Annotated in this window: 10 protein-coding genes; 4 read left to right on the top strand and 6 right to left on the bottom strand. The window is 45.0% G+C overall.

Going from position 1 to position 15,076, the window contains the following annotated elements; translation table 11 throughout:
• Positions 1-5: 5 nt before the first annotated feature.
• The 5 genes from L3V37_RS00620 to L3V37_RS00640 form a co-directional block, all read right to left on the bottom strand.
• The gene (locus tag L3V37_RS00620; RefSeq protein ID WP_005383568.1) at positions 6-1,919 is read right to left on the bottom strand and encodes an EAL domain-containing protein; all 1,914 of its coding nucleotides are present in this window, start codon (positions 1,917-1,919) and stop codon (positions 6-8) included.
• Between the two features lie 5 nt (positions 1,920-1,924).
• A complete protein-coding gene (locus L3V37_RS00625) occupies positions 1,925-2,608 on the bottom strand; it encodes a transglutaminase-like cysteine peptidase (RefSeq protein WP_005374561.1) in 684 nt (227 codons plus the stop codon).
• A gap of 114 nt (positions 2,609-2,722) precedes the next feature.
• Entirely contained in the window at positions 2,723-4,114 is a 1,392-nt protein-coding gene (locus L3V37_RS00630) for an HlyD family type I secretion periplasmic adaptor subunit (RefSeq protein WP_005374562.1), read from the bottom strand.
• A 173-nt stretch (positions 4,115-4,287) separates the two neighbouring features.
• Positions 4,288-5,511, bottom strand: a complete 1,224-nt coding sequence (locus L3V37_RS00635) for a sigma-54 dependent transcriptional regulator (protein ID WP_017634536.1) — start codon at positions 5,509-5,511, stop codon at positions 4,288-4,290.
• A complete protein-coding gene (locus tag L3V37_RS00640) occupies positions 5,504-7,378 on the bottom strand; it encodes an ATP-binding protein (protein ID WP_237305634.1) in 1,875 nt (624 codons plus the stop codon). The genes L3V37_RS00635 and L3V37_RS00640 overlap by 8 nt, the downstream gene beginning before the upstream one ends.
• A gap of 115 nt (positions 7,379-7,493) precedes the next feature.
• Between L3V37_RS00640 and pdxH the strand changes: the two genes are divergently transcribed.
• Positions 7,494-8,129: a pyridoxamine 5'-phosphate oxidase gene (pdxH, locus tag L3V37_RS00645; RefSeq protein ID WP_005374570.1), complete on the top strand. Its 636-nt coding sequence runs from the start codon at positions 7,494-7,496 to the stop codon at positions 8,127-8,129.
• Between the two features lie 73 nt (positions 8,130-8,202).
• On the opposite strand, the gene L3V37_RS00650 is transcribed toward pdxH, so the two are convergent.
• Positions 8,203-8,922: a PAS domain-containing protein gene (locus tag L3V37_RS00650; RefSeq protein WP_082240199.1), complete on the bottom strand. Its 720-nt coding sequence runs from the start codon at positions 8,920-8,922 to the stop codon at positions 8,203-8,205.
• 972 nt (positions 8,923-9,894) lie between these two features.
• Here L3V37_RS00650 and L3V37_RS00655 point away from each other — a divergent pair.
• From L3V37_RS00655 to L3V37_RS00665, 3 genes are all read left to right on the top strand, one after another.
• Positions 9,895-10,707, top strand: a complete 813-nt coding sequence (locus tag L3V37_RS00655; protein ID WP_025768702.1) for an AraC family transcriptional regulator — start codon at positions 9,895-9,897, stop codon at positions 10,705-10,707.
• Positions 10,708-11,112: 405 nt separating this feature from the next.
• The gene (putA, locus tag L3V37_RS00660) at positions 11,113-14,244 is read left to right on the top strand and encodes a bifunctional proline dehydrogenase/L-glutamate gamma-semialdehyde dehydrogenase PutA (RefSeq protein WP_237305635.1); all 3,132 of its coding nucleotides are present in this window, start codon (positions 11,113-11,115) and stop codon (positions 14,242-14,244) included.
• Positions 14,245-14,255: 11 nt separating this feature from the next.
• Positions 14,256-14,963: a 1-pyrroline-5-carboxylate dehydrogenase gene (locus tag L3V37_RS00665; protein ID WP_130545661.1), complete on the top strand. Its 708-nt coding sequence runs from the start codon at positions 14,256-14,258 to the stop codon at positions 14,961-14,963.
• Positions 14,964-15,076 lie beyond the last annotated feature (113 nt).

Genomic DNA, 15,076 nt, shown 5'->3' on the forward strand with positions numbered 1-15,076 from the left:
CCTTTTTATTCCTTGTCGACGATGAATCCTTGGAATACCTCAACAAAATGTTCAGTGAGGAAATCCAACTGGATTTGAGTTTCGATACGCGATGCGATAGTCGTAATACCAAGGTTGTGGGCAGTACGAGAGATCGACGTTAGCGTGAATTTCTGTTTTTCGTCGTGCAAGTTGTGTGTGAATAGGTAATCGAGCTTCACATAGTTCGGGCGGAACTCTTGGATGTATTCCAAAGATTGGAAGTTACGTCCGTAGTTATCTACGCCGAACTCAGCACCTGATTGGCGAATGGCATTACATAACAGTGCTGTGTGGTGAGGCTGATCGATAAAGCATTCCTCTGGAATTTCAAAATGTAGCTTAGAGGCCACTTTGGCGTGTTTCTCTAGCATGCTCGTTGTCCAGCGAATAAACGATGGTTGAGATAAGCTGCTTTGCGCGATGTTAATCGCGACTGGGTCATTAAGTTCACCACTTTCTAGCATCTTAATCATTGATTCAATGACATACTGGTCAAAGATGTTGGTGGCGTCTAACTGTTCTAGTGCGAATAGGTATTGATTCGCACGATACGTTTCACCATCTTTTTCGATGCTTGAAAATACTTCGTTGTGGAATACTTTACCCCATGTGTTTTTCGCAGCTTGGAAACGGAATTTAACCCAATCACTATGAATGGCTTCTTCAACCAACGCTTTCCATTGCTGTTTACCCATCAAACTAGAAGGTGTATCACTGCCAATGAAGCCGTATGGCTTGTCTGGTTGCGCTTTGGCTTTCGATAGTGCGTTGTCCACCATCGAGAGGATTTCAGAGCGCGTTTTCTGATCTTTGCTGTGTGCAACCCCTAGTGACGCTTTAGGTTTTGCTAAGCCTGTTGGGTCAGTATTTAGGCCGTTCACACAATTGACGATGCTGTCCGATAAAATGCGTAACTCGCTCTCATCCATATGAGGGAAAAGCAAGCCGAACTCATCACTAGACAAGCGAGCAATAGTGGCACCCGGTACATCAATGGTGTTTTTCAAACGTTGAGACAGTTCTTTAACGTGGGCATCTGCGCGTTGGTAATCTTTGGTCTCGTAAATGTCCCCAATGTATTCAGCATGGAGTAGCGCGATACCCCCTTGCGTTTGCTCTGCAAGCCATTGGTCGATTTGGTTGATGTAGAATGAGCGGTTACCCAATTTAGATATAGGGTCGAGGTAAGCCTGAGCACGCAGACGTTGCGCCTCTTTGGCTTGCTCTTTGAATGATAGCTCGATTTGAGCAGACATCATGTTAATGCCATCTACCACCGCGATAAGATCTTTGGTTCTTGGACGAGCAAGCGGTTCACCAAATTGGTTATTCGCGATTTCATGCATTTTATTTACGATGGCCGTTAATGGTTTTAGCGAGCGACGTAGGATGTATGAAATTGCCACTAAACCAGCTAGAAAAATGACACTGAATACAGACAGCAAGCCAATAAAACCTTGCCAGAGCTGCTCGTAAGCTGCGCCTGGGTGGCTAATGATTTCTACTTCGGCGAGCTGCATCCAACCACTGGTCACAACACGCTTATCGTGAATCGCTTTAAATAGATTCATGTCGATAAACCATTGTGGCACCGTACTTGGTTTAACTGGGTAAGTACGCACGATCTGGTAGTCAGAATCTAATGCTGTAAGACGAACAACGGAGTAGGTGCTGCCGTCAAATAGAGCATTAATCACGGACTCAACCGCGACTTTATCTTTGTCCTTTAGGTAAGGAGCCAATGCCAAACCTACGGTGTTAATAGTGTTGTTGACCTCTGAACGTTGCTGTTGCTCCAAGCTGTCTCGAGTCGTGTTGAATTGGATTACGAATACTGATGCCAACAAGAGTATAAAGACCGTAACCATCCCCACCACAAGCTTCTTATATAGGGTCATGTTTCTCACTCGTCATAGTTAATTTTAGGTTTATTTAACTGCAACTTACGTTCGCGCGAGCGTAAGTCATTCCAAAGGCTCAACCGTGATGCTTTCCCTGCCAGCTCTCCAGTGCTAGCAGATGACTTCATCAACCACAGGTTTGTACCATTAAAACTGTATATCGGTAGCAAGTCGCTACGCTTAGAGGCTCGGACAATGTCAGGATTGATATTATCGAGAATGAGCGGCTCAGAACTTGGGGTAGGGTAGTAAGCTAATACCATGTGAAACTGATTCAGTTCGATGGCTTTTACGTATATTAACCGCATCTTTGAATCTGGTATTCCTAGCTCGAGTAAAGAGAAGTACTTAGCAATAGTGAAATCTTCACAGTCTCCTGCGTTACTCCCTAAAAATTCGAGTGGCGTAGCCCAATAATCTGTCTTTCCCCACAGTTTTATGTCGTCAACGAAATACAGCTGATTAAAAAAGTCGTTAACGCCAGCGAGCTGTTCATGAGTCTCTAATTGTTTAAATAAGTCGAGGTTCTTTCGCCATGTATTTACGCGCAATCCCGCACGTTCGCCGTACACCGCTGTGACCGTATTGACCCATCGTTGTTCTTTACTGTTCAGCGCACCAAGTTGGAACGACAAACAACTTAAGCTGATTAATAATGTAACTTTACGCTGCAAATTGGATCGCATATTCGACTCGTATCACAAGTATACTCTTCTAGAGAGTTCGTCAGTGAGAAATAAGTGCTTTTTATTTAATCACTTATCGCTCAATACTCCCTATCGCGAGTATCTTAATGTGGTTTACTCCTTCAAGGCGTTAGTTTTGGCACTTAAGATAGGCTTAAGTAGATACTCCAAAACGGTTCGCTTCCCTGTGATGATATCGACCGATGCTGTCATTCCTGGAATGATTGGTAAATCTGCATCTTGACCAAAGTTTGTTTTTTCGGTGCGTACACGAACAATGTAGAAGCTGTTGCCTTCTTCATCTTGAGTGGTATCCGCGCTGATATGTTCCAACTCACCCTCTAAACCGCCGTACTTTGTGAAGTCGTAAGCTGTAAACTTCACGATAGCATGAAGATCTGGGCGTAAAAATGCGATGTCTTTTGGCGCAATTTTCGCCTCTACCAATAGTGTGTCTTCTGTTGGTACGATCTCGACGATATCCATACCAGGTTGGATAACACCACCGACAGTATTGATGTTCAGTGTTTTGATTTTGCCTGTTACTGGCGAATTCACAACCGTTCGGTTTACTCTATCTTCCAAGCCCACCGCTGATTCAACCAAAGCAGATAACTGGTCTTGGGCGCTGTTGAGTTTCTCTTGCTGTTCAGAGCGGAATTTGAGTGCAACATCAATACGGTTGAGCATGGATTCTCGAATCGCTGATTGCAATACGGGAATCTTGAGCTCACTGGACGTCATTTCACGACGGGTATCGTTGACTTGGCGCTGTAATTTGAGCAGTTCAATACGAGGAACAACGCCCTCGTCTGCCAAAGGTTTGGTGATATCGAGTTCTTTTTTCGCGTATTGGTAGCTTTGACGCAAGTTCCTTACTCGCGCTTGGATCTCTACCAAGTCCTGCTGCTTTTGCTGCACTTGTTGGTCAATAACAGAAAGTTGGTTGCGCAAATTATCTAGATCTTCGCGATATTCTGCTTTTTGACGCTGTGTGAGTTGAGGTCGAGTCTCTTCCAAGGTTGGTGGGAAGGTCAGTTTACCGTAATCAAGTAGTACACTTTGACGCCAGTTTTCCGTTTCAAAATCACGATTAACGGCAACACTGTTAATAGAAGCGGATAGTTGCAGCACAGATGCGGTAAGGTTGGCAACTTGTTGCTCACGTTCACGAAAATCTGAGCGAAAGCGGGTGTCATCGATAAGCAGTAACTGTTGGCCTTTTTCAACCAACTGACCTTCTTTGACCAAGATTTCTTTGACTAAGCCACCTTCTAAGTTTTGGACTACTTGTATCTGTGAGGAGGGAATCACTTTGCCTTGACCAACCGTGACTTTGTCGATTTCAGCCCAAGATGCCCAACCTATTGCTGCAATGAAAAATAGCACCATAACCCAGAGCATAAAACGCGCGCTGTTGGGGGTATTGAGGAGCAATGCTGCAGTTTTGTCATCAACAAAATCCAACTCTTCATCGTTGAGTTTGTTGTAGTTATCTCGGCTCATCACAGTCCCTGCTTATATAATTACGGATTATCTTTTTGATCTTATTATTATTAACCGATCATGTCAGCATGCTCGGCTAATAAAATATGAGAAGAGGGTTATTCTCTCTTCAAATGAGCTTTCTTACACTTTCTAAATCAAACAAAAGCATAATTAGCGCCGGAGTATAGCTATTACGCCTTGAACTTGGCTTTATCCAACTGATGTTTTTTTAGTTTGTCGTACAAGGTTTTGCGTGATACCTGTAATTCTAGTTGAACCTCTTTGAGTCTGCCGCGATGTCTTTGCAATGCATCGAATAACAAGCAATATTCAAAGTATTCTGTGCGCTGAGTCATACTCTGAATTTCAAGACTTTTCTCACTATTCCAATCTTCCATTCTAAAAGTATCTGGCTTGAGGGCACGAAGTTCAGCAAATTGGCGTAGCTGCTTAACGTTTTCTGGCCATTCGAGATTGGTGAGGTGTTTGACTTCTTCTAGGCTGATATGTGGTGGCTGTAACTGATATCGGCTCGCGGTGTGGCGCACAAAGTGCTTGTATAAAGGCCCTATATCTTCCTTTCTTTCATCGAGCGTTGGTAAGTGAATTAGAGTCGCCAGGGATTTTAGAGGCGGCTCGGCTTGGGTGGTCGCGCCAAAAACACGTTCAAGTTTTGGGTGCTTGAACAAGTATTCCCATTGCTCAAATGATACATGCTCTGCGCTATGTAAGTACAAACTGCAGTGGCGTTTTCCTTCACTTAAGCGGTGTATGGCTTTGTCGAGCGCTTCTAATGAAAGCTCATAGAGGTCTTCACCAGAAGCGGCGATTAGCTCACTATCTGGTGTTGCATGTATGTCGTGGGCAAATTGTGCAGCGAGTCGCCGACCCGTACCATCTTGACCTACAAAAATGAGCGGCTGGCTTGTAGGCGCACTGATCAAGGCGCGACGAATACTAACCATGGCCTTACTGTGACCAATCATTTTCGGACCAACATGAGTTTGCATGTCGAGCTCTTTCTTAAGCCAGATGTTTTCTTGCAACAAGTTCAGTTTATCGCTGGCATTGTTGAGCGATTTCATGAGCTGTTCCGTTGAAAACGGTTTTTCTAGAAAGTCGTACGCGCCGCTTTTCATCGCATCTACCGCGGTTTTCACATCTCCATGTCCAGTAAGTACGATGAATTGAAAGTGATCGTTTTTGCTTCGCAAAGTTCGCATAAACTCCAAGCCATCCATCACGGGCATATGGATATCGGTAATGATAATCGCAGGTGTATTTGAGTCGATTACGCGTAAGGCTTCTACTGCGTTTGGTAAGCAGGTGACGTCTATCCCTTCAATCAGCAGGGCTTGAGACACGGCATCACGAATGTGTGGTTCGTCATCAACAAAGAAAACTGGGTTATTCATGGTCGTTTTCCACTTCTGGGGTACGTTTATTCTGATTGACTATTGGCAGCGTCACGATAAAGGTCATCCCTCCTGCTTGTTGTTCTGTGTTCTGATGTTTATAGGCACAGAGGGAGCCGTGATAGCTCTCTAAAATGCGTTTGGAGATGGTCAAACCTAATCCTAAGCCCTCTGGCTTAGTCGTAAAAAAAGGATCAAAGATTTTTGCTAGGGCTTCGTCCGACATGCCAGGCCCGTTATCGGAAACAAGGATGTCGCAACTGTCATCATGACACTGAACAGCAATGGATATTTGCGGATCGATACAGTGGTTTTCCATCGCTTGTGCGGCGTTGTGGAAGAGGTTTATCAGTACTTGTTCTAATTCAACGCTGTGAATGGCCAGCTTCACATCATAGTCGATGGCCGGAACTTTTAGTGTTACTCCTTGCTTAATAAGCTTGTTGCTCAAAATGCTGGTGGCAGTATGTACCGCGTCGTGCAGTACTGAGATTTCATTGTGTGAATCGTGCGTGGCTTTCCGAGTAAAGACTTTTAAGCGGGCAATGACTTCCGAAATGGTGTCATTAAGTGTCAGCATTTTGCCCAAATTGTCGGCGACCATTGGGTATTTTTCCATTGCCAACAAACGCTGCGAGTTTTCGGTATAGGTTCTTAGTGCGGAAAGTGGCTGATTTATCTCATGATTAATACTGGCTGATAGCTCGCCCAACAATGCCAATTTCGCGGCTTGCGTCAGTTCTTGTTGTGTTTGTTTAAGCTCTTGTTGGCTTTGCTCATATTGGCGGATGGTCTGTTGTAGTTTTTGGTTGGCTTCACTCAGAACTAGTGTCCGTTGCACTACTTTTTCTTCTAGGCTCACATTGAGATGGGCAAGGCGTGCTTTGTTAACTAGGGTTTGGAACCACGCTAACGCAATTAGAGCAATGAGCGCATATAAGATCAGGAAGACGATATCGGCCTGTAAAACGGCGGCAAGAACGCTGTTGTGGTTAATTAAGGCAACGACGCGAAACCCTTTATCCAATAAGTGTGTTGCGTATGCGAGGTAATTCGGTGATAGAAGCAATTGATTGTCATCAAACTCCGTGACACCACTGTGTGCCGTTAACTCACCAAAATATTCGGGTAAGGTATCGCCATATTGACGCGTTTCGGTAAGTTCATTTATTGCACTCGATGACAGTGGGAAAAGTGCACGATAGCGCCAGTCTGGTAAATTGCTCATAAACACGACATTGTGTTTATCTGTAATGAGTACGTCAGTCGTGGTTTGCGAAAGGCGCTGTTCTAATTGCTCCAAATTCACTTTTACTGTGATCACGCCAACGACTTCCTCATTTACCCACAGCGGAGATGAGAAGAAGTACCCACGTTTATTCGAGCGTACGCCTAATCCAACGTATTGAGCGGGCTCACCGCGTCGCGCATTTTTAAAATAGGGGCGATAGCTAAAGCTAGAGCCAACAAACGTATCTTCTTGCTGAAAGTTACTTGAGGCTATGACTAACCCGGTGCGGTCATGAACGTAAATCGTATCGGCCAAACTTTGCTTCAACCAATCTGATAACAGTAGGTTGAGCTCTTGAGAGGGCGTTCCGCGCTCTACTGCTTTGAGTAGCCTTGGGTCGTGACTTAATAGGTTTGGTATCTGTTCAAACTTTGCCAGTTCGTAGTCCACTTCTTGTGACACTTGAGTGGCTTGTCTCTCTAGCTTTTGTTGCCATTGATCATGTTGGTATTGAGTTGCGTAATGATGAGTAAGCGCAAGCCCTGAAATGCCGACGGCACACAGTAGCAGTAAAAAATGACGTAGGGCTTTGGGGTTGAGTAAGTTCACGATCGGCTCACTGGTTTTTTGTGTCATGGTATCAAATGACGCACTGTGATGCTGTGAGCGGCAACGATAACAAGCACAATGATGTCCTTGTATTTCCTCAGTATCGGGAGCACAATCGACAAAAACGAGTGAAGGAGTAAAGATGGAACTTGCTGATATTCGTCGTGAGTACACCAAAGGTGGGCTGCGTCGTAAAGATTTGAAAGCTGATCCTATTGATCAATTTAATCTGTGGCTAGAGCAAGCAGTTGAAGCGGGTTTAACGGACCCGACTGCGATGACAGTTGCAACGGTTGATGAAAATGGCATGCCGTTTCAACGCATTGTTCTATTGAAAAACGTCGACAAAGATGGTTTTGTGTTTTACACCAACCTAGGCAGTCGCAAGGCCCAGCAGCTAGAGCATAACAGCAATATTAGTTTGCACTTCCCTTGGCACCCGTTAGAGCGCCAAGTTCATATTACTGGTGTGGCTGAAAAGCTTACCGCCGTAGAGAATATGAAATACTTTACTTCTCGTCCTAAAGAGAGCCAGTTGGCCGCAATCGCGAGCAAACAAAGTAGCCGTATTTCTGCCAGAGGTGTGTTGGAAGGTAAGTTTTTAGAGCTAAAACAGAAGTTTGCTAAGGGTGAAATACCAGTACCAACCTTTTGGGGTGGCTTTCGCGTAAAACCAAAGAGCATCGAATTTTGGCAAGGTGGCGAACATCGCCTTCACGATCGTTTTCTTTTCTCCCAGCATGATGGAAGTTGGGACATTGATCGTTTAGCGCCATAGGCTTATGGTCCCTCATGAATAAACAAACACCGCCGAATTGGGGCGGTGTTTTTGTAGGTAGAAGCGATGCGAATTATCGCTCTCCATTCAACACAACCGATAATTGATGCTTAAGCAGCGTTTTGGGTACAACAGAGCCGTAGCCTGCTTCCATTGCTTTATCTATTAGTTCGTTCTTGCTGTTCGCTGCAAACTTATTACGTAAGCGTGCGACGTGACCTTCAACGGTTTTTGTTGATATGCCCATGACCTGAGAGATAAATTGAGGCTTTTTGCCATAGAGCAAGAGGAAAAGCGTTTCTTGCTCGCGGCATGTGAGCTTCTCTGGTTTTGGTTGTAAGTCAGAAAAACGAAAGATGGATTGTTGATTTGGGTTGGTACTGATTGCACGACAAACCCAATACCCGACTTCAATCACGGCGGTGTCGGTGAGTTCTCTTCCGTAGAAAATGGTGCCTACAATGTCGCCATTGTCATCTCGCCACGGTGTTTTAGTAAATATATGTGCTCGCCAGCGGCCATCTGGATAAGGGTGGATATCCAGAATTTTTAATGACTCGCCAGTTTCGAGAACGTGTTTATCTTGGCGTTGAAATTCTTGCGCGCATTCAGTGGTTGGGCTGGCCATATCAAAATCAGTTTTACCCAAGCACTCCTCGGGCGATGTGTGCCCTAACAGTTCTGCGTATTCCTGGTTTACGTATAGGAATACCGAATCTTTATCTTTGCATCCCCAACAACCTGGTAGCTGTTTAAGGAGGGATTGTTCTATGGTATCGACTGAAATATTCACAAAAGGACTCACTACATACTGCTTATACCAATACAGAGACGTCCGTGTTATATGGCTCGTATTGATGTTGCCAAGTAGGCAGTTACGTTGCTAGAACACGTTCGTTGATTGGCGCTCAATCCAATTAAATTCATGGTGTTCGATGTTTTCGTCAGGTAGTCATAGACAACGACGAAATGGAACGAAGAGTTTAATTGGGAAAATGGTCTGTTTCATTACAGATATGTGCGCTCACGGATGTCCGCCTAATGTTCGGCTTACAACTCGTATCGTCCTTGATCATGCTTCCTACAACTCAGTTGTAATGTGTTTGACTTTCATATCACTTGTGAGCGAAAGAGCAGCACCTAAGCATATGAGAGGGACAGTGAGACAAAAGCTATGATATCAGCTTATGCCATTGTTTTCATTGTTGAGAAGCGAAAAAAAAGCCAGCCTGAAGACGGGCTGGCAACACAAGATATAATCTTGTCGACGTGTAGAAGAGGTTCTAAATTACCTAGCGAGGGTCTGCTAAGTAAGTTAGAGGTATCAATGAGATACCGAGAGCTTTAGATCGTATGCATCTTAAAGCTCGATAACTAATGTATTGAATCAGAGGCATATTAGTAAGGGGGGAAATCCCTCTATGTTGAGTTTAAGCGTGGGTTTCGATCCGTTTCAGAGACGACTTATCTAATATGGAGCACGGTGTTTTACAAAATAACAGATTGTTCGGTAACAAGGATCTTTACATTGATTGATTATGTATACGTAAGGTGTTGCCTATCTATCCGTTTTTGTTAATAAAATTGGTTGCTCACTGACCGTAAATTAACCTCGCATGATCATCGTTCCGGAACTATGATCATGTAAATGAACTTGATCATGCTGATTTGATCTTGTCGATTGAGTTGGGTAAAAGTTGCAACCCAACAAAGAAGGTATATGATGCGAAGACGTAAGCTGACCGTGTAAAGACGACTGTTTAAAATGAGTGATTCAGATAACCAAAAAATCCTTTCATATCAAGAGATTATGCTGCCAAAACCGGCGGAGCTGATCACACTTCCGTCTTATATGGATTGCCACGATCATTCTTATACGCAGATCGTGATTGGTTTAAAAGGGCAAGCCGAATTTGAAGTGCGCGGGCGAGGTAATCTTGTCGGCCCTGGTCAAGGTTGTGTGGTCACCGCATGCTCTGATCATGCTTTCGGTGGCGTCATCAATCAATCGGATATTTTGGTGCTGAATATGCCCAAACCGACAAATGATGATCCCGAAATGCTTCAAAAAATCAATAACCTGGAGAGAGATCATGTCTACTTCCAGTTAGATAGTCAAATTCAGAAGCTGATACAGATGTTGGTTCAGGAAATGCGCAACCATCCGGATGACCTGCTGTTAAGTCGTGCGTGTAACGACACTGTGATTGCATTAATGCAGCGCCATATCTCGGCATTTGAGACCAGTCGAAAAGAGTCGCGCTTTGATTTGGAGGCGATTGATCGTTACATTGAGCAGCACCTGAGTCATAAGATTAGTGTGGCTCAATTGGCCGGGCGAGTGTTTCTTGGGGAAAGTCAGTTCCATTGCTTGTTTAAAGAGCAGATGGGGATTACACCTCATCAATATGTTCTCGGAAAGCGTATCGACATGGCTCGTGAATTAATCGAGCAAGGGCACCTTTCTTTAGGGCAAATTGCCGAGTTTACTGGCTTCTCAAGCCAAAGTACTTTTACTCATACTTTTACTCGCTTACAGGGAATATCACCTTCCCGTTATAAAAAACAAGTTGGATAACAACGCGTGTTTTAGGTCAAATAATCATCAATTCAGAATAAAGCCATGCACTCTGCATGGTTTTTTTATGTTTTATTCACGTGACCTATCTCTCGTTTTTTAAATTCTCTGTTCTTTGCAGTGGCTGATATGCCACTTGATCCTACATTTTCTCTTAGAACGAGCTCTTCACAAAAATCTTATTGATATTCTTGATATTTTGTTGTGAATGCAATGAAAAAATTAAAATTTACAACACAAAATATTACCTATTTGAATGTGACTATGTGGATGTTTTGTTATAAAAGCGAGTTTTTGGCAAAAATGTCGTAGTTTTTGACAAGTATTCTTATCGGCCTCAAAATACACTGCCAGCCATTGATAATCCTCGAAGCGGTTTTCGAGGAGTGAGATTGAGGAACACACATGTTTACAGCTACGAACGTGTTGACACCGGAATTTATCGGGCAGCCGCTTGATAAGTTGTGGTCACTGATCTCGCCATTATATATGGTGGACGAGTCTCAATGGCTAGAGCAACTATTGCCACTAGCGACGCCGACAGAGGATGAAAAATCGGCGATCACTACCCAAACGACCCACCTTATCGAAGCCATTCGTGCCGATAAGAAGTCAATCCAGATGATTGATGCTTTATTGCTGGAATACAGCTTAGATACTCAAGAAGGTATCTTGCTGATGTGTCTTGCAGAAGCATTAATGCGCATCCCAGATGCCGCGACAGCAGATTCTTTGATTAAAGATAAGTTGAGTGTCGCAGACTGGAAATCTCACCTGAAAAACTCTGACTCTGTGTTTGTTAACGCCTCAACATGGGGCCTCATGCTAACAGGTAAAGTGGTTGGTCTTGGTGAGCAAGGCACCCAGAGCCCAGGTCAGGCTGTAAACCGTCTGGTAAATAAATTCTCTGAGCCCGTGATTCGTAAAGCCATGTATCAGGCAATGAAGATCATGGGTCACCAGTTTGTTCGTGGTCGTACGATCGAAGAAGCGCAAAAGAACGGTCGCCCAATGCGCGACAAAGGTTTCACCTACTCGTTTGATATGTTGGGTGAGGCGGCGTTAACTACAGCGGACGCGAACAAGTACTTCAAAGATTACCTAATGGCGATCGAAGCGGTAGGTCGAGAAACTTACGGCAATGACACCAGTCCAGCGCCTTCGATTTCCATCAAGCTTTCTGCATTACATCCGCGCTACGAAGTCGCAAATGAAGAACGTGTAATGACAGAGTTGTATGACTCACTAATGCAACTACTAAAACGTGCTATTGAAGTCGACGTTGCAATCACAATCGATGCAGAAGAAGCGGATCGCCTTGAGCTTTCTCTGAAGCTATTTGAGAAAGTGTACCGTAGCGATCTTGTGAAAGGTTGGGGCAAGTTTGGTTTGGTTATTCAAGCCTACTCAAAACGTGCGCTACCAGTCTTGGTGTGGCTAAATGCACTCGCAAAAGAGCAAGGTGACGTTATTCCTCTGCGTTTGGTTAAAGGCGCGTACTGGGACAGCGAAATCAAGTGGTCTCAACAAGCGGGTTATGCAAACTACCCAGTATACACTCGCAAAGAAGCGACGGACGTTGCATACCTAGCTTGTGCTCGTTTCCTACTTAGCGAAGGTGTTCGCGGTAATATCTACCCACAATTTGCAAGCCACAATGCTCACACAGTTACGGCAATTGCTGTCATGGCGGAGCACAAAGAATACGAGTTCCAGCGCCTGCATGGTATGGGTGATTCACTGTATAACCATGTTATGAAAATGTACGGTCAGCCAGTACGTATTTATGCTCCTGTCGGTAGCCATGCTGATCTTCTTCCGTACTTGGTTCGTCGTCTGCTTGAAAATGGTGCGAACAGCTCGTTTGTACACCGTCTAGTTGATGCGCGTTGTCCGATTTATGAGTTGACCCATCACCCTGTGGATGTGTTGACGGGTTTTGACACGCTACACAACGACAAAATTCCATTGCCTGCCGATATTTTCCCTGAGCGTAAGAACTCATACGGCGTCAACATTGATATCGACAGTGAGGCGAAGCCATTTGAAGCGCAGGTAGAAAGCTTCATGGACAATCAGTGGGTTGCAGGCCCGATGATCAATGGTGAGCGTTTTGCCGAAAGCATGATCAAGGAAAATTCGGCTGAGATCATCACCGCACCATACGATCGCCGAATTGAAGTCGGCAAAGTGGCATTTGCAACTCTTGAACACGTTTCCGCTGCAATTGATGCGGCGCAAACTGCTTTCTCTGATTGGAAAGCCGTTCCTGTTGAGCAAAAAGCGGCTTGTTTAGAAAAGCTTGCTGACTTAATGGAAGAAAATCTGGCTGAGCTGGTGGCGATTTGTCACAAAGAAGCGGGCAAGACGATTCACGATAGTATTGATGAAGTTCGTGAAGCGGTGGATTTCTGTCGTTATTACGCGAAACAAGCGCAAAACCTACAGCCATTTGAGCTAGAAGGTTTTGACGGTGTGAAAGGCATTTCTAGCCGTGAAGGTCTTGGTGTGTTTGTGTGTATCAGCCCTTGGAACTTCCCGTTGGCTATCTTCCTTGGTCAGGTAACGGCAGCACTGATTGCAGGTAACACTGTGGTTGCAAAACCTGCTGAGCAAACAAGCTTAATTGCCGCTCGCGCTATTGAATTAATGCTTGATGCGGGTTTCCCTGCTGGTGTGATTCAGTTACTTACTGGTCGCGGCGCTGAGATTGGTCATGCACTGACTTCTCATGATGCCATTGCTGGTGTGGCATTCACTGGTTCAACGGCAACGGCGCAACGCATTAACGTCACGCTTGCGGAGCGCAGCGCGAAACCGGTTCCGTTTATTGCGGAAACAGGTGGTCAAAACGCAATGATCGTGGACAGTACTGCATTGCCAGAGCAGGTGGTGCGTGATGTGATTCGTTCGGCGTTTGCATCTGCAGGTCAGCGTTGTTCTGCCCTTCGTGTTCTATTTGTACAAGAAGATGTAGCAGACCGTATGATCAACCTGATTCAAGGTGCGATGAATGAGCTGCATGTTGGTTTACCTTACCTACACAAAACGGATGTTGGTCCGGTTATCGACAGCAATGCAAAACAAAAACTCCTCGCTCACCTTGAGCAAATGAGCAAAACACAGACTAAAGTCGCTCAGCTACAGCTGGATGAATCGTGCCAGCATGGTGACTTTGTCTCACCAAGTGCGTTTGAAATCTCGGGCATCGATGTGCTGAAAGAAGAACAATTTGGTCCAATCTTACACATTGTTCGCTTTAAAGCGTCTGAATTACCGAACGTGGTTGCGCAGATCAACAAAACGGGTTTTGGCTTGACGATGGGGATCCATAGCCGTAACGAAACCACGTACCGTTGGATTGAGAAACATGCTCGAGTAGGTAACTGCTACATCAACCGAGACCAAGTTGGCGCTGTGGTTGGTGTACAGCCGTTTGGTGGTCAAGGCTTGTCGGGTACTGGCCCGAAAGCTGGTGGTCCACACTACCTATTCCGCTTTACTCAACATCTTCTTGCTCAAGCAGAAAACGCATAAGGAGTCGCATTATGGTTCATCAGATCACCTATTTTAAAGATGCATTCTCTGCGTGGGAGCAGTGGAATCTGACTGATTTTGATTACAAATGCGAGCATGTTCTGGCATTTAAATCTGCACTAGAAGGGCAGCAGTCTACCGTTGCCAAAGTGGTTTCTTACCACTTGCAACAAGCATCAGCTCTTCTTGCAGAAACTCACCAGTTAGTTGGCCCTACAGGGGAAACTAACGAACTGTATGCCGCAGGACGCGGTGTGGCTTTGGTGATTTGTGAAAACAACATCGAGCCTGCTGATAATGCGTTATACAGTGCTTTTGCGATGATCGCCTGTGCCTTAATTGCAGGCAACAGTGTGGTCGTTTGCAGTGACAATGCAGAGCTAAACCAATTGGTTAAGCAAGCTGTAGCGTTGGCAAACTTCCCATCTAACTTAGTCCAGGTTGTTGCGTACGATGCGTCTGCCCCGTTGCTTGAGAGCGATGTACGTAGTGTGGGTTATGTTGGGCGTTCACAGATTGAGCATGCGCTCAATCTTCAACTAGCTAAGCGTGACGGTGCAATCGTCGGCTTAGTTTCTGAAACGGATTTAGAGTCACCGAAATTGGCTCATGATCCTCATCTCTCGTTGCGCTTCATTACTGAGCGCACTCGAACGATAAATATTACCGCGGTGGGTGGTAACGCAACTCTACTCGAGTTGGGGAACGAAACTCACTAACCTGACTTGTAATGCCAATCTGGAGTAACTGGACTGAGAGCCGGTCCAGATTGGTTTTTTATACTCTGATGTATTGCTGAGACGGTAAAATATCAGGGCAGGCAAGGAAGGAA

The organism is Vibrio sp. D54 (genome assembly GCF_021728075.1).
Lineage (GTDB): Bacteria > Pseudomonadota > Gammaproteobacteria > Enterobacterales > Vibrionaceae > Vibrio > Vibrio alginolyticus.